Source organism: Pantoea sp. ABR1s (genome assembly GCF_057812235.1).
The window spans coordinates 1,898,778-1,916,644 of sequence record NZ_CM173823.1; the positions used below are offsets into that span (position 1 = coordinate 1,898,778).

Sequence of the window (17,867 nt, forward strand, 5' to 3'; positions counted from 1 at the left end):
AAGCGCTTTTCTTCAGGCGGGATGGCGGGAGTTATTGAAACTGATTGCTATTTGCATTTAAAATCGCTGCTTCATTCAATCACTGCGACTGTTATGACCACGCTGACTATGCCATTACCTAAACGCACGCCTGTCTCCATGTTGTTGTCTGTTGCTTTGCATGGGGCCGTGATAGCCGGAATTCTGTATGCTTCATTCCAGCAGGTGATTGAGGTGCCCAAAGCGTCGCAGCCCATCAGCGTTACCATGGTTGCCCCTGAAGTTCAGCCTGAGCCTGCACCGGCCATCGTGGAGCCGCCTGCGCCACAGCCAGAACCTCAGCCTGAACCTGAACCGGTGCCGGAACCTCAGCCCGTGCCCGAACCGCCGAAAGCGGAGCCGGTGCCGATTCCCAAACCTGAGCCTAAGCCAAAGCCCAAACCGAAACCAGAGCACAAGCGGGAGCAGCCTAAACGCGAGGTGAAGCCGCGTCAGGAGAGCAAACCGCAGGCCGATCCGTTTAAGCAGGAAGCCCCGGCGACGCAGAACAAACCGACCACGGCGCCAAAATCTACGCCGTCACCCACCTCATCGGCCTCAACCGGCCCAAAAGCTCTTACCGTGAGTAAACCTGGTTATCCTCAGCGCGCGCTGGCATTGCGGATAGAAGGACGGGTGCGGGTGAAGTTTGATGTGGATAGTGACGGACGAGTGGATAACATCCAGATCCTCTCTGCTCAGCCGAGCAATATGTTTGAGCGGGGCGTTAAGCAGGCGATGAAAACCTGGCGCTATGAGAAAGGAAAGCCTGGGCAGGGTCTGACCATGAATATCGTGTTTAAGATTAATGGTGGGGCCAGCCTGGAATAAAGCGTCAGGTCAGGCTGAAACAGCCTGACCTGTTTTTCATTCGCCGGGTTGCTGGTTGGCGCGACCGGCTGGCAGAGGACGGGAATTACCCTCATTGTCGACCGCCACATAAATAAACACCGCTTCCGTCGCAATGTAAGTTTGTCCAATCGGCTCAGACGACACTTTTTTGATCCACACTTCCACATTAATCGTCATGGAACTGTTGCCGGTACGAAGACAGCTCGCATGGCAGCTCACCACATCGCCCACCGCGACGGGCTTCATAAATGACATGCCGTCGACGCGAACCGTCACCACGCGTCCTTCAGCGATCTCTTTCGCCAGGATAGCGCCACCCATATCCATCTGTGACATCAGCCAGCCACCAAAAATATCGCCGTTGGCGTTGGTGTCTGCTGGCATGGCGAGCGTACGCAGCACCATTTCGCCTTTCGGCAATTTATGTTTTTCGCCCATTGCTTCCACTTCTATGCAGGTGAATGCTAAAAAAATGCCCGGCGGACCGGGCAGATGATTATTTTTGTTCCTGCTGCGGCATCTGTCGCCAGATGTAAAGCCCGCTGAGCAGGGTAAACAGTAAGGTCAGACCGGAGAGACCGAACACTTTAAAGTTAACCCAAAACGCCTGAGATAACCAAAAGGCGACATAGATGTTTACCAGGCCGCAGATGAAGAAGAACAGCGCCCAGGCAACGTTGAGCCGACGCCAGACCGCGTCGGGCAGCTGCAGTTCTTTGCCCAGCATGCGCTGAATCAGCGTCTGCTCCATAAACCACTGGCTGTAGAGCAGGGCGGCGGCAAACAGGCTGTAGATAACCGTGACTTTCCACTTAATGAACTCATCGTTGTGGAACACCAGCGTCAGGGTGCCAAAAACCGCCACCAGCACAAAGGTGAAAATCGTCATCTTTTCCAGCTTGCGATAGAGCACCCAGCTGACAACCAGCGCCAGACCGGTCGCGACAATCAGCGCGCCCGAGGCGACAAAAATGTCATACAGCTTGTAGAAGATGAAAAAGACCACCAGGGGAAGAAAGTCGAGTAGCTGCTTCATAGTTTTTCCATTCAGAGTTGGTTGCAAATGTGCCCGAAGGCACATCGTCAATCAACGTAACAGCATATAGAGCCGATAAAGATAGATAATCAACATCGCCGAAACCACATTGCCTGCCGCGGTGAAAATCACCGACGAGACATTCAGCGGTAAAACCGTCAGCGAAGAGAAGAACAGCATCACCACCACTTTGGCCAGCAGCCAGAGCAGAATAGCGGGGGCAATCAGCTTCACATTCTTCCACGCCATCCGCATGCTGGCCCGCATGGCGGCAAAGACACCCATCTTCTCACTGGCCACCATCACCGGAGCCAGCGACAGCAGAATCGTCAGCAGAATGCCTGGCACCACCAGCACCATAAAGCCCAGTTGCGCCACCAGCGTCATCAGGAAGGTGAGCAGCAGCAGCTTTGGCAGCAGCGGCGCTGAAGCACCAATCGCCCGCAACGCACTGACACGCTGGCCGGAAGAGACCATCGGGATCAGATAGAGCATTCCGCCAAGCAGCAGCGTGTTCCCCATCAGCGCAGCGAAGGTGCTGGCCGCCGAGGCGCGCAGCAGCACCTGCTGCTGTTCCGGTGACATATTCTGCACCATCTCAAACAGCGAACCGGCGCTATCGTCACCCTGTTGCAGGAGGGCCATCTGATCGGCACCTGGCGTCAGCACATGCACCAGCATGACGGTGATAAAAGCGGCCAGCAGCGACATCAACAGCACCGTAGCCAGTTGATGGCGCGCGAAATTTCCTGTGTCACGGTATAACGAGCTTGCCGTGATAGACATGTACACTCCTTTGAGGAACCGGGTTAATTAACCCGGCGATTGTACATGTTCTGACAGCTCGCGGGCACCCGCTGCGGCATAACTTTCTGTCATGACAGGTAAAGATGGAGAAAAAAGGGCGGGAAGACCATACCGGGCGCGGGCGCGATCGCAGGCTTCATTGTGGATACCCGCTTCGCCCGACATCGAAAATTCCCGACAGGGCGTCGGACGTTGTTCGTAAATTCCGCAGGAGACACAGCCGCCAATGTCGCCTTCAAGGGCAACGCAGCGCGGCGCGCGATCGTTCGTTCCACGCATATTGCGCATTAACAGGCTGAGCGGTTCGGTTAATGCGGTCGGCACCGGGCCGCCGGCATCATCGGCTTCGGCCCAGTAAAATGAGACGCGGAAATGGGCGCAGCAGGCGCCACAGCTGACACAAGGGTTAGTTATTTCACTCATTTGATCACCCGCCCCTCCCAGGGCATCGAACCAAAATCACCAGAGAAGATAAGCAAAATAGGCCTGGCGAAATTATTCAGCAAGGGGAATTTTGCTGCGCCAGCCTGAGCCGAAATTGATCTAAATCAATTCATTGTTTTTTAAGTAATTTATCTGAAGGGTACAGAGTGCAATTTTCTGTAAATCACGTTAAATATTTGCCAGCAAAAAGCGATGACGTTCGCGACATTAACATTAAGCAAAGGAGTGATGATGAAACTGGCAAAATGCGCGATGCTGCTGGCTCTGGCTTTCCCTCAGCTGTCGATGGCCCACGAAGCAGGCGACTTCTTTATGCGTGCCGGTAGTGCCACCGTCCGGCCCACCGAAGGTTCCGATAATGTGTTAGGGATGGGCGAGTTCAGCGCATCCAACGACACGCAGCTGGGCCTGACCTTTACTTACATGGCAACGGACAACATTGGTGTTGAATTACTGGCCGCCACACCGTTCCGTCACAAGGTGGGCCTGGGCCCGACCGGAACACTGGCAACGGTACGCCAGTTACCGCCTACGCTGATGGCGCAGTACTACTTCTTTGATAGCAAGAGCAAAGCGCGTCCTTACGTTGGCGTAGGTATCAACTACACCACCTTTTACGATGCCGATTTCAACCAGACGGGCCGCGATGCGGGCCTGACCGATCTCAGCGTGAAGGATTCCTGGGGTGTGGCGGGTCAGGTCGGTCTGGATTATCAGATTAACCGTGACTGGATGCTGAATGCGTCGGTGTGGTACATGGATATTGATACGGAAGTGAAGTTTAAAGCGGGTGGCGAGCAGCAGAATATCAATATGCGCATCGATCCCTGGGTCTTCTTCTTCGGAGCGGGTTACCGTTTCTGATGATAAAGATGATAAAAAGGCCGCTGAATCAGCGGCCTTTTTTGTCTGTTAAGACGTTATTTGATCTGCATATTGTTAACAACGGACTTCACGCCCGCCACGCTGCGCGTAACCTGAACGGCACGGTTAGCCATCTGTGGTGATGAAACAAAACCGCTCAGCTGAACTTTACCTTTAAAGGTTTCTACGTTGATTTCAGTTGATTTCAGCGAGTCATCTTTCAGCAGTTCACCTTTAACTTTTGTGGTCACCACAGTGTCATCAATATAGCCACCGGTTCCCTCTTTGGTTGCGGTTGGCGCACAGGCGCTCAGTGTCAGCGCAACCACGCCCGCCAGTACAGCACCTGTCAGCAGTTTAACGAATTTCATTGCTTTCTCTCCCTGTCACAAAATGGATGCGACGTTACCGTAACGGCGCATTGTCATTGTGGTGCAGATTTTGCAAAAAGGGCAAATGGGGGAATGAAAAAAAAGGAAACAAATCATGCCTTATCGCGCGATAAGGCATGCTGGCAGGATTAACGGCTGGCGGCTTTAAGACGGCTGACAAAGTTCTTCAGCTCGCTCAGCATCACCTCAGGCTCTGAATGATGTTTTTCGATGATTCTGACAATCGCAGAGCCGGAGATCGCGCCCGCAGCGCCCGCAGCGATCGCTTCCTTCACCTGTTCAGGCTCAGAGATACCAAAGCCCTGCAGCGGCGGGGCTGCATGGTATTCACGCAGCTTGTCGATCAGATGCTGCAACGGCAGGCTGGCACGGTTTTCAGCACCGGTCACGCCCGCGCGCGACAGCAGGTAGGTGTAACCCCGTCCGTGTGAAGCGATCTCACGCAGCAGCTCATCGCTGGCGTTAGGCGGACAGATGAAGATGGGTGCCACGCCATGACGCAGCGCCGCCTGACGGAAGGGCGCGGACTCTTCAACGGGCACATCCGCCACCAGCACCGAATCCACACCCGCCTCTGCACAACGGGCATAGAACTCATCCACACCGTTGGTGAAGACCAGATTGGCGTACATCAGCAATCCAATCGGCAGATCCGGATACTTACGGCGGATAGTGGCCAGCATTTCAAAGCATTGGCTGGTGTTGGTGCCCGCCGCAAAGGCGCGTAACGTCGCATTCTGGATGGTCGGGCCATCTGCAAGGGGATCGGAGAAGGGAATACCCAGCTCTAGTGCATCCGCGCCTCCTTCAACCAGGGCGTCAATCACGCGCAGTGAAAGCTCCGGTGACGGATCGCCCAGCGTAACGAAAGGAACGAAAGCCCCTTCGTTATTCGCTGACAGACGCGTAAACAGTTGATTGTAACGTTCCATCAGATTTCTCCCTGCGCTGTCAAAATGTCATGAACGGTGAAAATATCTTTGTCGCCGCGGCCAGAGAGGTTGACCACAATCAACTGCTCTTTTTCCGGCTCGGCCTGAATCATCTTCATAGCGTGCGCCAGGGCGTGGGATGACTCCAGCGCCGGAATGATACCTTCATCGCGACAGAGCTGTTTAAAGGCGGCCAGTGCTTCGTTATCGGTGATGGAGACATATTCCGCACGACCGATGCTGTTCAGGTGCGCATGCTGCGGGCCTACCGACGGGAAGTCGAGGCCGGCAGAGATGGAGTAAGACTCCTCAATCTGGCCATCATGGGTCTGCATCATCGGCGATTTCATACCGAAGTAGATGCCGACGCGACCGTGCTTGAGCGGCGCGCCATGCTCGCCGGTCTCAATGCCGTGGCCCGCAGGCTCTACGCCGATCAGCTTCACGCTGGTCTCATCGATAAAGTCGGCAAACATGCCGATGGAGTTGGAGCCGCCGCCCACACAGGCGAGGATCGCATCGGGCAGGCGACCCTCTCTTTCCAGAATCTGCTTTTTAGTCTCTTCGCCAATCATGCGCTGGAACTCACGCACAATCGTCGGGAAGGGATGCGGACCCGCTGCGGTGCCGAGCATATAGTGTGATGTCTCGTAGCTGCCAGACCAGTCGCGCAGCGCTTCATTACAGGCATCTTTCAGCGTGGCGGAGCCGCTGTGCACCGGGATCACTTCTGCGCCCATCAGACGCATACGGAAGACGTTGGGTGACTGACGCTCCACATCTTTTGCGCCCATATAGATGCGGCATTTCATGCCCAGCAGCGCACAGGCCAGCGCTGAAGCCACGCCGTGCTGACCCGCACCGGTTTCGGCAATGATTTCGTTTTTGCCCATGCGTTTGGCTAACAGCGCCTGACCCAGCACCTGGTTGGTCTTGTGCGCGCCACCGTGCAGCAGATCTTCACGCTTAAGATAGAGGCGGGTTTTGGTGCCTTTAGTCAGGTTTTTGCACAGCGTCAGGGCGGTAGGGCGACCCGCATAGTTCTTCAGCAGGTCGGTAAACTCGGCCTGAAACTCAGGATCTTTCTGGGCGTCGACAAACGCCTGTTCCAGCTGGCGAAGGGCTGGCATCAGGATTTGCGGAACATACATTCCGCCAAATTCGCCAAAGTAGGGATTAAGTAACGTCATTTTTTATCTTCCTTTCTCGGGCCCGCCGTTGAGCAGGCCAGGCAAATCAGTAGGCTCGCAGTGTCTGAAACACAGCGGCAATTTTACGGGCATCTTTGATGCCAGGCGCGCTTTCCACGCCAGAGTTGAAGTCCAGTCCGGCACAGCCGAGCTGCGCGGCTTCAACACAGTTATCCGCGCTCATGCCACCGGCCAGCAGCACATTGTTGAGCGTCTGCCCCTGTAACAGCGACCAGTCGAAACGCTGTCCGGTCCCGCCGTCGCCATTATCAAACACATAACGGTCAACATGAGGCCAGTCGCGCGCCGGTAAGGTGCCTTCAATGCGCAGCGCCTTCCAGATTTGAATCTCTGCTGGCAGAGCCGCACGCAGTTCAGCCACAAACGCCGGCGTCTCGTTGCCATGCAGCTGCACCGCAGAGAGTGAAAGCGCACCGGCTTGCGTGACAATGTCACTTATAGCGGCATTGCGGAACACGCCGACGTAGCGCAGCGGGGCCGCAGCGATCACGGTCTGCGCCGTAGCGGTGTCAATCTGGCGCGGGGAACCTTCCGCGAAGATCAGACCACCATAGATTGCCCCGGCTTCATAGGCGGCGCGCGCATCTTCGGCACGGGTCAGGCCGCACACTTTATTGCTGCCCAGCGTGACCCGACGCACCGCTGCGGTCAGGTCGGCTTCTTCCATCAGTGCAGAACCAATCAGGAAGCCGTTGGCAAAGTGGCTCAGCTCGCGAATATCGGCATAGCTGTTAATGCCTGATTCGCTGATTACTGTGACGCCGTGTGACAGGCGCGGTGCCAGCTGACGGGTGCGGTTAAGATCGATAGAGAGGTCACGCAGATCGCGGTTGTTTATACCCACAACTTTGGCCTGCAGCGCGATAGCCCGCTCCAGTTCCTCTTCATTACTCACTTCAGTCAGAATGCCCATCTTCAGGCTGTGCGCCACGGCGGCCAGCTTACGATACTGCTCATCATCCAGCACTGACAGCATCAGCAGAATCGCATCCGCCTGGTAGTAACGTGCCAGATAGATCTGATAGGGGTCGATGATAAAATCTTTGCACAGTACCGGCTGGGTGATGGCCGCGCTGACAATCGGCAGAAAGGCGAAGTCGCCCTGAAAATATTTCTCATCGGTCAGCACAGACACCGCGGAAGCGTAGTGGCGGTAGACTCCGGCAATGGCGGCTGGATCGAAATCCTCACGAATAATGCCTTTCGAGGGAGAGGCCTTTTTACACTCCAGGATAAACGCGGTTCTTGCACCCTGCAGCGCGTCGTAGAAATGACGGCTGGCGGGTTCAATGCTGTTCTGAAAGGTAGAGAGAGGCTGCTGCTGCTGACGGGCTTCAACCCAAATCGCTTTGTCCTGAACAATTTTTTCTAACACGGTGCCTTTCATGATTATCCTCTTGCTGCCAGTGCGACGACACGCTCATAAGCCTGTCCGCTGCGGATGGCGTTAAGCGCCTGCTGTGCGTTTTCACGCAGATCTTCCTGACCGAATACTTTAAGCAACATCGCCACGTTGACGGCGACGGCCTCCTCATGGGCCTGCTGGCCATTACCCTGGAGTAAAGAGGTCAGAATGTCACGATTTTCTTCCGGCGTGCCGCCCGCCAGCGCCTCTTTGGGATGGAAGCCAAAACCAAAGTCCTCTGGCGAGAGCTGATAGCGCGTAATTTCACCTTCACGCAGTTCGGCCACATGGGTCACGTCGTGCAGCGCCACCTCATCCATTCCGCCACCGTGAACCACCGCCGCGCGCTGATAACCCAGCACTTTCAGCGTCTGGGCAATCGGCATCACCAGTTCCGGGCTGTAAACGCCAATCACTGCCAGTGGCGGGCGTGCCGGGTTGATCAGCGGGCCCAGCACGTTAAACAGCGTACGGGTCTTAAGCTGCTGGCGGACCGGCATCGCGTGGCGAAAACCGGTGTGATACTGCGGCGCAAACAGGAAGCAGACATTCAGATCGTCCAGCGCCTGGCGCGCCCGGTCAGCGGGCATATCGAGATTGATGCCAAAGGCGGCCAGCAGATCGGAGGAGCCCGATTTGCTGGAGACGCTGCGGTTGCCGTGCTTCGCCACTTTCAGACCGCAGGTCGCAGCGACAAAGGCGCTGGCAGTCGAGATATTAATGCTGTTACTGCCATCGCCGCCGGTGCCCACAATGTCGGCAAACGCATAATCAGGGCGGGGAAAAGGTTTGGCATCTTCCAGCAGTGCGGTGGCGGCTCCGGCGATCTCTTCCGGCGTTTCACCGCGCACCTTCATGGCGATCAGCGCGGCAGCGAGCTGCGTTGGCTCCAGCTGTCCGGTAATGATGGCGCTGAACAGCTGATGACTCTCAGCCTGATTCAGCGTCTGCGCCTGGTAAAGTTTTTCCAGTGTCTGTTGCATGTTTATTCTCCCTGTTACTTCGCCAGCGCCCAGGCCAGCGTCTGCTCAAGCAGGCGCGCGCCCTGAGAAGTCAAAATCGATTCAGGATGGAACTGAAACCCGCATACGCGATCGGTTTCATGGCGAACGGCCATCACCATCCCGTTGTAACTGGCGTTCACCGTCAGCTCTTCCGGCGTGTTGCTGCCCACCAGCGAGTGATAGCGCGCCACCGGCAGCGGATTGCTCAGACCGGCAAACATCGCCTCGCCGTCATGGTCGATTGAAGAGGCTTTGCCGTGCAGGATCTCGCCTGCCTGGCCCACATGGCCGCCATAGGCTTCGACAATCGCCTGGTGACCCAGACAGATACCGATAATTGGCAGACGACCACGCAGCACCCGCAGCAGCTCCGGCATACAGCCAGCATCTTTTGGCGCGCCGGGACCGGGAGAGAGCATCAGCACCGGGTTCTCCATCCGCTGCAGCTGTTCAATAAGCAGTTCGGCAGGCAGATTGTTGCGGTAAATCACCACGTTGTGACCAAAGGTCCGCAACTGATCAACCAGGTTATAGGTAAAAGAGTCGATGTTATCGAGCAGCAGAATATCGGCCATCAGAAGATCTCCTTGCAGTGATGGGCAGTCGCGATAGCGCGCAGTACGGCGCGTGCTTTGTTGCGGCTTTCATCAGCTTCAGCCTGCGGATTAGAATCCAGCACCACACCGGCGCCCGCCTGAACAGTGGCGACGCCATCTTCTACATAGGCGGAGCGGATAACGATACAGGTATCGAGATCGCCCTGGGCGGTGAAGTAGCCCACCGCGCCGCCGTAGCTGCCGCGACGGGTGCGTTCAGCCCCGGCAATCAACTGCATGGCGCGAACTTTTGGTGCTCCGCTCAGCGTGCCCATGTTCATACAGGCACGATAAGCGTGCAGCACATCGAGGTCCGCGCGCAGCGTACCCACCACGCGGGAAACCAGATGCATCACAAACGAGTAGCGGTCGACTTTGGTCAGGTCTGCCACGTAACGGCTGCCGGGCACGCAGATACGTGCCAGATCGTTACGCGCCAGATCCACCAGCATCAGATGCTCAGCCAGCTCTTTATGGTCGGTACGCATCTCCAGCTCAATGCGGCTGTCTAGATCGCGGTCCAGTGAGCCATCAGCATGGCGGCCACGCGGGCGGGTACCGGCAATCGGGTAGATCTCAATCTGACGGGAGGTGGCGTCATACTTCAGCGAACTCTCAGGCGACGCGCCAAACAGGGAGAAATCCTGATCCTGCATGAAAAACATGTAGGGGCTGGGATTGCTGTTTTTCAGTGTCTCATAAGCAGCCAGCGGCGACGGGCACGGCAGCGAGAAGCGACGTGACGGCACGACCTGGAAAATTTCGCCGATGCGAACCGCCTGTTGAAGTGTGCGTACTACGTCGCAATACTCTTCATCACTCTGGCTGGTGGTCAGCGTCATCTGTTCAACCGGCTGGACCGGCAGAGCCGGTGCCGGCTGCAGCATCTGGCCGTGCAACTGCTCGATGCGGCGCTGCAGGCGCTGGAACTCGCTAGTGGACGGGCAGAACAGGCTGGCCTGCAGACGCGCACTGCGGGTCTGGTGATCGATCACCAGTAAGGTTTCTGCCAGGTAAAAACAGTAGTCGGGGCAGCGTTGCTGATTATCCAGCTCCGGCAGGGTTTCAAAACCGGCAACCAGATCATAAGCAAACAGGCCACCCAGCAGTACGGCTTCGCGCTCATCGGCAGGGGAGTTGACCAGTTGTGGAATCAGACGCAAAGCATCAAACACCGACAGTGCCTTGAGGCGGGAATCTTCATCCTGCTGATGGTCGGTGCTCTGCGGGAAAGTCAGCTCGCGTCCATCGGGACGAACCTGATTGCTGACCGACGCAGGCAGGGCCTCATCCAGCAGCGGCAGCAGGGCGCGGCCATTTTCTGACAACGCCTGAACGGTGACATTATTGCCCATTGCGCTGACGCGCAGCGCGCTGTCGACAATCAGCAGGCTTTTTAAGTTGCGCTTGCTGTCGATGTCAGCGGATTCAAGCAGCAGGGTTGCCGGACGTGCGCCGCACAGCTGGTGAAACACTGCGGCCGGATCTTCGCGGTAGGGTGCGGTGCCGGTAATCAACTTCACTGTAGGTTTCGCATTTGGCATGATGATTTCTCTGAATTTCGCTCAAAAAAAAGCCCGCTCGGTGGCGGGCTCAGGTATTAGCACAGCGTTTACGCAAAGTGTGCACGACCCTGTCGCCCGTTTTCGGGAACATCGCGCCAACCGTTTAAATGCGTGATTACAACAGCCATGATTGAATACCCGTTACGTGTGAACTTGTGTACTAGTTAACGGGTTCAGAGCGGAAATGTCAATACACTTTTTCACTGACCGTGAAAATCGTTATCATGCTGGCCGGTTTAGTTTTTGCAGGAGTTCTCTTGAGCGATATCGCCCGTTTCCCGGTTTATGATTTACACAGCCACACGCGTGCCTCCGATGGCTTACTGACGCCAGCCGCCCTGGTGCAGCGAGCGGTTGAGATGCGCGTCGGCGTACTGGCGATCACCGATCACGACAGCGTTGCAGGGGTAGATGAAGCGCAGCAAACGGCAATCGATTACGATTTACCGATAAAAGTGCTGGCGGGCGCAGAAATCTCCACCCTGTGGGAAAACCATGAGATTCACATCGTGGGACTGAACATTAATATCCGCCATCCGGCGATGGTGGCGTTTCTGGCCGGACAACATGCCTGTCGGCAAGCACGTGCAGAAGAGATTGGTGAGCGACTGGCGAAGGCACGTATCCCGGATGCGCTGGCGGGAGCCACGCGACTGGCTGATGGCGGCATCATTACCCGCGGTCACTTTGCCCGCTTCCTGATTGAGCAGGGTAAAGCAGAGAATATGGCGCAGGTGTTCAAAAATTATCTGGCGCGTGGCAAAACCGGTTACGTGCCGCCACAATGGTGTACAATTAAACAAGCTATTGATGCTATTCATCATTCTGGTGGCTGCGCCGTGCTGGCGCATCCTGGCCGTTACGGTTTATCGGCAAAGTGGCTCAAACGGCTGGTCGCCCATTTCCGCGAAGCGGGCGGTGATGCGATGGAAGTCGCGCAGTGCCAGCAGCCGCCTAATGAGCGCACGACGCTGGCGCAATACGCCAGAGATAATGAACTGGCCGCATCACAAGGTTCTGATTTTCATCAACCCTGTCCGTGGATTGAACTGGGCCGCAAACTCTGGCTGCCCGCGGCGGTTGAGCCGGTCTGGGAACGCTTCCCGGATCTGGCTCCCAGCCTGGCAATCACGGAAAGGTGACACGAGGTTTCTATGAGTCAATTGTTTCATATTCATCCGGACAACCCACAGCCCCGCCTGATTAATCAGGCGGTTGACTACCTGAACAAAGGCAGCGTCATTGTTTATCCAACCGATTCCGGCTATGCGCTGGGCTGTCGGCTGGAGGAGAAGGGCGCGATGGAGCGTATCTGTCGTATCCGTCAGCTCGACGGGCACCACAACTTTACCCTGATGTGCCGGGATCTCTCTGAGCTGTCGGTCTATTCGCAGGTGGGCAACTCAGCGTTTCGCCTGCTGAAAAACAACACGCCAGGCAACTACACCTTTATTCTCAAGGCGACCAAAGAGGTGCCGCGCCGCCTGATGAATGAAAAACGTAAGACCATTGGTCTGCGCGTGCCCTCTAATCCCGTGGCGCTGGCGCTGCTGGAAGCACTGAATCAGCCGATGATGTCGACCTCATTAATTCTGCCGGGCAACGATTTCACCGAGTCCGATCCGGAAGAGATCCAGCACAGCATCGGCAAGCTGGTCGATCTGATTATCGACGGCGGCACGCTGGGCCAGCAGCCGACCACGGTGGTCGATCTGACCACCGATGCGCCGGAAATTGTGCGTGAAGGGGTGGGCGATACCCGCCCGTTCCTGTAAGCCCTCAGGCTCAGGCACCGCGTGTCGGTGTCTGGGCCAGATTCGACTCTAACCAGCTTTTGAACTGGCCGTAAGGAATATAAAGTGACACATCTTTCAGGATCACTTTGTTATTACGCCCATTTTTAATCGAGTCAGAATAGCCAACAATCACGCCGCCCAGCGTATCATCACGGTTATAAACGCCGCCGCCTGACATCCCCTGAACAACACCTGCATTGGAGGCCATGGCTATACAGGGACTTTTATTCCAGTTATTCCGAATAGCCGTACGGGCTAAATTAACTCCGGTCGATTCAACCGGCATCGCTGAAATAAAACTGTAGCCATACATTTTAACCGGATCGCCGATGTCGCTGCTGCGGAACTTAGTCAGCGTGCTGGCGTCATTCTTGTGATAAATAATCGCAAGGTCGCAATAAGGGTGATAAGACTTGACGCGCTGCACGGCAGTTTTGGCAACGTGCGCAGCTGTCAGGCTATATTCAGGCGTCAGAGGAATGCTGGTGCCCAGTGTGCCGAGACCGAGGATCGTCGGAATGCCAGTCACGCTCATATCTACGTGCTGCATCGCCGTACGACTGTACTCAGTATGGCCCACAGAACACCCGCTCAGCACCAGTGCAGCAAGCACCGGGCACAGCAACAGGTTTTTCATGATGGGTTTCTTTATTCAGGCATGTCGGGAAATCCCTGGTGAAGATTTTTGACATGCAAGCAAGGTTCATCACTGAACCGTATTAACGCAACAACTCCGGATGCGCCGGTTTATTGGATTAATCTAAAAAGACTATTTTTATAAACGAATAACAAAAGCCGGACTTCATTGTTGCAAGACCCCTCTATCGTGAGTCCTGCTTTTTATTGTGCTACAGGAATAAATTATATCAGCTTAATAGTGTCGTACAATTTATTAAAGCTAATAAGAATCAAATGTCCTTGAAAATAAGGCCTTAAATAAATCTGCGTTAAGAAAAATCTGGCTTTTTTGTATTTACCGAGCAGTTATAATGGATTAAATCATTAAAACAGTTTTTTGTGCTGACTTTAATGTTTTTTTAAGAAGAATAAAAGCAAGGGAAAACCAGCGAAAGTGTAAGATAGTGTTAAGGTTTTTATCACCAGAACATTACGTTGATGAAACTGAAGTGGTTAGAAAATTTAATTGTCATCAGCTATAAAGTTTTTAATACATGCATTTTATTAATCTTATTCCTGCCAGATGCACGGGGATTATTTAAATCAGCGTCAGATATTATCAGATCTAAAACTATCAGAGGCTGACCCTTCTTAATTCGCTTCAGACCCACTCATAAAGCGCGTTACTTCAGGGGTAAATGCCTGTATAATAGGGCCGAATTAATAGGTTAACCTATTGATTCAGAAAGAATTATCACCCTACCGTGACGCCTGGGAAGGCGACAAAGAGGAAGCTCAATGAGCGAAAAGTTACAGAAAGTCTTAGCGCGTGCCGGTCATGGCTCGCGTCGTGAAATCGAATCAATGATTGCCGCTGGCCGTGTCAGCGTCGACGGCAAGATCGCCACCCTGGGCGACCGCGTTGAAAGCAGCAAATCTCTGAAAATCCGTATTGATGGCCATCTGGTCTCGATTGCTGAATCAGCAACCGAAGTTTGCCGCGTGCTGGCTTACTACAAACCAGAAGGTGAACTCTGTACCCGCAGCGATCCTGAAGGGCGCCCAACGGTATTTGACCGTCTGCCTCGTCTGCGCGGTTCACGCTGGATTGCCGTTGGCCGTCTGGATGTGAACACCTGTGGTCTGATGCTCTTCACCACTGACGGTGAACTGGCGAACCGCCTGATGCATCCGAGCCGTGAAGTGGAACGTGAATATGCGGTGCGCGTCTTTGGTCAGGTCGACGATGATAAGATTCGTCAGCTGAGCAAGGGCGTTCAGCTGGAAGATGGCCCGGCTGCCTTTAAAACCCTGAAATTTGGCGGTGGAGAAGGGATCAACCAGTGGTACAACGTGACCCTGACCGAAGGACGTAACCGTGAAGTGCGTCGTTTATGGGAAGCGGTCGGCGTGCAGGTCAGTCGTCTGATGCGTGTTCGCTACGGCGATATCACCTTACCAAAAGGCCTGCCACGCGGTGGCTGGACCGAACTGGATCTGCCTGCGGTTAACTACCTGCGTAATCTGGTGGAGATGGATGATGAAACGGTTACCAAACTGGTGGTCGAAAAAGATCGTCGTCGCACCAAAGCGAACCAGATTCGTCGTGCCGTGAAACGTCACAGTAAAGTGAGCAGCACCCCACGTGCACCACGCCGCAATCCGGGCAGCAAACGTAACTCCGGTTAATCACGTTGCCCGATCGCTAAAAACGCAGCCCCAGGGCTGCGTTTTCTTTTTCTGTTACCAGTCAATTCCCTGCTGAGCCTGTATCCCGGCATCAAAAGCGTGCTTAACTGGCCGCATCTCAGTCACCGTATCCGCCATCTCAGTCAGGCTGCGATGACAGCCACGTCCGGTAATGATGACGCTCTGATGCGCCGGGCGCTGTTGCAGGGCCGCTATCAGCTCTTCCAGTGGCAGATAATCCATGCTGACCATATAGGTGATTTCGTCGAGCACCACCAGATCCAGCTGCTCATCGGCCAGCATCCGTTTTGCATGCTGCCACACCGCCAGACAGGCAGCGGTATCCGTTTCGCGGTTCTGCGTATCCCAGGTAAAGCCGGTTGCCATCACCTGAAATTCAACACCGTGCTGTTCCAGCAGGTTTCGCTCGCCATTCGGCCAGTCACCTTTAATGAACTGGATAGCCGCCACGCGTTTGCCATGACCGGTGGCGCGGAGTGCGGTGCCAAAGGCCGCAGTCGTTTTGCCTTTGCCATTGCCGGTAAAGACCATCAGGATGCCACGAACCTCCGTGGCTGCAGCAATACGCGCATCTACCTGTTCTTTTAACCGCTGCTGACGCTGTTGATGACGATCGTCAGCCATTATTCAGCGGCTCCCGGTTTTCTGCCTGGCTGGGCATCAAAGCTGATCCCGGTTTTACGACGGCTGTCATCACCCATCAGATAAAGGTAGAGCGGCATCAAATCGGCAGGGGTTTTCAGCTTATTGGCATCTTCCTGCGGGAACGCGCTGGCACGCATTTTGGTTCGCGTCCCGCCCGGATTAATACAGTTCACCCGCAATGCCTGCGTTTTATACTCATCAGCCAGTACCTGCATCATGCCTTCGGTAGCAAATTTAGAGACGGCGTAAGCCCCCCAGCCCGCGCGACCGGTACGGCCCACGCTGGAGGTGGTAAACACCAGTGAACCGGCATCCGATTTTAACAGCAGCGGCAACAGCGCCTGCGTCAGGAAGAAGGTGGCGTCCAGGTTGATGTTCATCACCTGCTGCCAGACCTGTGGGTCAAGTTCAGCCAGCGGCACAATCTCACCGAGGATACCGGCGTTATGCAGCACGCCGTCGAGACGCGGGAACTGCTGTGCCAGCTGTTCTGCCACCTGCTGGCAACGTTCCGGTGTCGCTTCGGCCAGATCGAACACCACAGTGTGAGCAGGGCAGAGATTGAGTTGATTGATCGCCTGTTCGACCTGCTGAAGCTTCTCAGGGTTACGGCCCATCAGGATCACTTCTGCGCCATAGCGGGCATAAGTCAGCGCCGCTTCCCGGCCAATGCCATCTGAAGCGCCAGTGACCAGGATAATGCGATGATTGAGCAGGTCGCTTTTCGGTTGATAATGCACAGCGGGGTCCTCCAGCGAAAACAGCATGATTCCGCTTTATGCCTGAATTTACGAATGGGCGCAATCGCCAACCCACGCATTCTGTGCCAGCTGCTGGCATTTCAGGCGACGAAGCGGGGCAAAACGGCTAAACTGGCGAACTGTTTTTGATTCTCAGTTTACTAAGGCGACCTATGGATTTTATTTCAACGTATGGACTGTTTTTAGCGAAAGTGGTGACACTGGTGGTTGCCGTAGCTGTGATTGTCATGATTGTGATGAATGCCGCATTACGCAAACGGGCACAAAACGGTCAGCTTCGACTGACTCATCTGGATGATGACTATCAACAGATGAAAGAGGATTTGCAGCTGGCAAAAATGAAGCCTCAGGCACAAAAAGTCTGGCTGAAAAATCATAAGAAAAGTGAAAAGCTGAAAGCCAAAGCGGAAAAGCAGGCGGCGAAGCAGGGGCAGACAGACAGTGCGAAGCCCACGCTCTATGTACTCGATTTCAAAGGCAGCATGGACGCCCATGAGGTGACTTCACTGCGCGAAGAGATTTCAGCCGTGCTGGCCGTCAAGCAGCCTGGCGATGAAGTGCTGCTGCGTCTTGAAAGCCCTGGCGGCGTGGTTCATGGCTATGGCCTGGCAGCCTCGCAGCTGCAGCGTCTGCGCGATCAGGGTCTGCGTATCACGGCGGCCGTGGATAAAGTGGCGGCCAGCGGCGGTTACATGATGGCCTGCGTAGCCGATCGTATTGTGGCAGCACCTTTCTCGATTATTGGCTCCATCGGCGTGGTCGCGCAGATCCCCAATTTCAACCGCTTGCTGAAACGGAACGATATTGATATTGAGCTGCATACCGCCGGACAGTACAAGCGCACGCTGACGCTGTTTGGTGAAAACACCGAAGAGGGACGTGAGAAATTCCAGGAAGATCTCGACGAAACGCACCTGCTGTTCAAGCAGTTTGTCCACCAGATGCGCCCGTCACTCGACATCGATCAGGTGGCAACCGGTGAACACTGGTATGGCCGCCAGGCGCTGGACCTCGGCCTGGTTGACGAAATCGGCACCAGCGATGATCTGATCATCCGTCAGATGGATAAGTTCAGCGTGCTCGGCGTGCATTATGCCCGCCGCCGTAAGGTGATGGATCGCTTTACGCAGAGCGCCGGCTCGGTGGCAGAGCGCCTGCTGCTGAAACTCTGGCAGCGCGGCGAAAAGCCACTGCTCTGATGATGCGAAACC

General features: G+C 55.1%; 18 protein-coding genes, 1 pseudogene and 1 other annotated feature. Of the genes and pseudogenes, 6 read left to right on the forward strand and 13 right to left on the reverse strand.

Going from position 1 to position 17,867, the window contains the following annotated elements; genetic code table 11:
• Positions 1 to 93 precede the first annotated feature (93 nt).
• Positions 94 to 849 carry a TonB system transport protein TonB gene (tonB, locus tag ACXKZD_RS08775; RefSeq protein ID WP_050680216.1) on the forward strand — a complete coding sequence of 252 codons (756 nt, stop codon included), beginning with the start codon at positions 94 to 96 and terminating at the stop codon, positions 847 to 849.
• 36 nt (positions 850 to 885) lie between these two features.
• Here tonB and yciA read toward each other — a convergent pair whose 3' ends face one another.
• The 4 genes from yciA to ACXKZD_RS08795 are packed head-to-tail and all read right to left on the reverse strand — an operon-like array spanning position 886 to position 3,136.
• Positions 886 to 1,308 carry an acyl-CoA thioester hydrolase YciA gene (gene yciA, locus ACXKZD_RS08780; RefSeq protein WP_010670258.1) on the reverse strand — a complete coding sequence of 141 codons (423 nt, stop codon included), beginning with the start codon at positions 1,306 to 1,308 and terminating at the stop codon, positions 886 to 888.
• A 58-nt stretch (positions 1,309 to 1,366) separates the two neighbouring features.
• Positions 1,367 to 1,906, reverse strand: a complete 540-nt coding sequence (locus ACXKZD_RS08785; RefSeq protein WP_010244416.1) for a septation protein A — start codon at positions 1,904 to 1,906, stop codon at positions 1,367 to 1,369.
• 51 nt (positions 1,907 to 1,957) lie between these two features.
• Positions 1,958 to 2,692, reverse strand: coding sequence for a YciC family protein (locus ACXKZD_RS08790; RefSeq protein WP_010244420.1), 735 nt, complete (start codon positions 2,690 to 2,692; stop codon positions 1,958 to 1,960).
• Between the two features lie 27 nt (positions 2,693 to 2,719).
• Positions 2,720 to 3,136 carry a YkgJ family cysteine cluster protein gene (locus ACXKZD_RS08795; protein ID WP_010670256.1) on the reverse strand — a complete coding sequence of 139 codons (417 nt, stop codon included), beginning with the start codon at positions 3,134 to 3,136 and terminating at the stop codon, positions 2,720 to 2,722.
• A 249-nt stretch (positions 3,137 to 3,385) separates the two neighbouring features.
• Between ACXKZD_RS08795 and ompW the strand changes: the two genes are divergently transcribed.
• Complete coding sequence (ompW, locus tag ACXKZD_RS08800) at positions 3,386 to 4,021, forward strand: outer membrane protein OmpW (RefSeq protein WP_029519099.1); 636 nt, start codon at positions 3,386 to 3,388, stop codon at positions 4,019 to 4,021.
• 56 nt (positions 4,022 to 4,077) lie between these two features.
• On the opposite strand, the gene ACXKZD_RS08805 is transcribed toward ompW, so the two are convergent.
• From ACXKZD_RS08805 to ACXKZD_RS08830, 6 genes and pseudogenes are all read right to left on the reverse strand, one after another.
• On the reverse strand, positions 4,078 to 4,392 hold the full coding sequence (locus ACXKZD_RS08805) for a BON domain-containing protein (RefSeq protein ID WP_010244430.1): 315 nt from the start codon (positions 4,390 to 4,392) through the stop codon (positions 4,078 to 4,080).
• Between the two features lie 149 nt (positions 4,393 to 4,541).
• The gene (gene trpA / locus ACXKZD_RS08810) at positions 4,542 to 5,345 is read right to left on the reverse strand and encodes a tryptophan synthase subunit alpha (protein WP_010670255.1); all 804 of its coding nucleotides are present in this window, start codon (positions 5,343 to 5,345) and stop codon (positions 4,542 to 4,544) included.
• On the reverse strand, positions 5,345 to 6,535 hold the full coding sequence (gene trpB / locus ACXKZD_RS08815) for a tryptophan synthase subunit beta (RefSeq protein ID WP_488982008.1): 1,191 nt from the start codon (positions 6,533 to 6,535) through the stop codon (positions 5,345 to 5,347). The genes trpA and trpB overlap by 1 nt, the downstream gene beginning before the upstream one ends.
• 46 nt (positions 6,536 to 6,581) lie before the next feature.
• Positions 6,582 to 7,943 carry a bifunctional indole-3-glycerol-phosphate synthase TrpC/phosphoribosylanthranilate isomerase TrpF gene (gene trpCF / locus ACXKZD_RS08820; RefSeq protein WP_488982009.1) on the reverse strand — a complete coding sequence of 454 codons (1,362 nt, stop codon included), beginning with the start codon at positions 7,941 to 7,943 and terminating at the stop codon, positions 6,582 to 6,584.
• Between the two features lie 2 nt (positions 7,944 to 7,945).
• Positions 7,946 to 9,540, reverse strand: a pseudogene (gene trpD / locus ACXKZD_RS08825) (bifunctional anthranilate synthase glutamate amidotransferase component TrpG/anthranilate phosphoribosyltransferase TrpD).
• On the reverse strand, positions 9,540 to 11,105 hold the full coding sequence (locus tag ACXKZD_RS08830) for an anthranilate synthase component 1 (RefSeq protein ID WP_010670253.1): 1,566 nt from the start codon (positions 11,103 to 11,105) through the stop codon (positions 9,540 to 9,542). The pseudogene trpD and the gene ACXKZD_RS08830 overlap by 1 nt, the downstream one beginning before the upstream one ends.
• A 23-nt stretch (positions 11,106 to 11,128) precedes the next feature.
• Positions 11,129 to 11,230: a sequence feature (Trp leader region), on the reverse strand.
• A 153-nt stretch (positions 11,231 to 11,383) separates the two neighbouring features.
• Between ACXKZD_RS08830 and rnm the strand changes: the two genes are divergently transcribed.
• Together rnm and ACXKZD_RS08840 are read left to right on the forward strand one after the other, a co-directional pair.
• Complete coding sequence (gene rnm, locus ACXKZD_RS08835) at positions 11,384 to 12,268, forward strand: RNase RNM (RefSeq protein ID WP_060680303.1); 885 nt, start codon at positions 11,384 to 11,386, stop codon at positions 12,266 to 12,268.
• Positions 12,269 to 12,280: 12 nt separating this feature from the next.
• On the forward strand, positions 12,281 to 12,901 hold the full coding sequence (locus tag ACXKZD_RS08840) for an L-threonylcarbamoyladenylate synthase (protein ID WP_003853883.1): 621 nt from the start codon (positions 12,281 to 12,283) through the stop codon (positions 12,899 to 12,901).
• A gap of 10 nt (positions 12,902 to 12,911) precedes the next feature.
• On the opposite strand, the gene ACXKZD_RS08845 is transcribed toward ACXKZD_RS08840, so the two are convergent.
• On the reverse strand, positions 12,912 to 13,559 hold the full coding sequence (locus ACXKZD_RS08845) for a hypothetical protein (protein ID WP_010244455.1): 648 nt from the start codon (positions 13,557 to 13,559) through the stop codon (positions 12,912 to 12,914).
• A 779-nt stretch (positions 13,560 to 14,338) separates the two neighbouring features.
• Between ACXKZD_RS08845 and rluB the strand changes: the two genes are divergently transcribed.
• Positions 14,339 to 15,229: a 23S rRNA pseudouridine(2605) synthase RluB gene (gene rluB / locus ACXKZD_RS08850; protein ID WP_010670251.1), complete on the forward strand. Its 891-nt coding sequence runs from the start codon at positions 14,339 to 14,341 to the stop codon at positions 15,227 to 15,229.
• 54 nt (positions 15,230 to 15,283) lie between these two features.
• On the opposite strand, the gene cobO is transcribed toward rluB, so the two are convergent.
• On the reverse strand, positions 15,284 to 15,874 hold the full coding sequence (gene cobO / locus ACXKZD_RS08855; RefSeq protein WP_010670250.1) for a cob(I)yrinic acid a,c-diamide adenosyltransferase: 591 nt from the start codon (positions 15,872 to 15,874) through the stop codon (positions 15,284 to 15,286).
• Positions 15,874 to 16,635, reverse strand: a complete 762-nt coding sequence (locus ACXKZD_RS08860; RefSeq protein ID WP_010244466.1) for a YciK family oxidoreductase — start codon at positions 16,633 to 16,635, stop codon at positions 15,874 to 15,876. The genes cobO and ACXKZD_RS08860 overlap by 1 nt, the downstream gene beginning before the upstream one ends.
• Before the next feature lie 173 nt (positions 16,636 to 16,808).
• On the opposite strand from ACXKZD_RS08860, the gene sohB reads away from it, so the two are divergent.
• Positions 16,809 to 17,855: a protease SohB gene (sohB, locus tag ACXKZD_RS08865; RefSeq protein WP_010244469.1), complete on the forward strand. Its 1,047-nt coding sequence runs from the start codon at positions 16,809 to 16,811 to the stop codon at positions 17,853 to 17,855.
• The last annotated feature ends 12 nt before the right edge of the window (positions 17,856 to 17,867 follow it).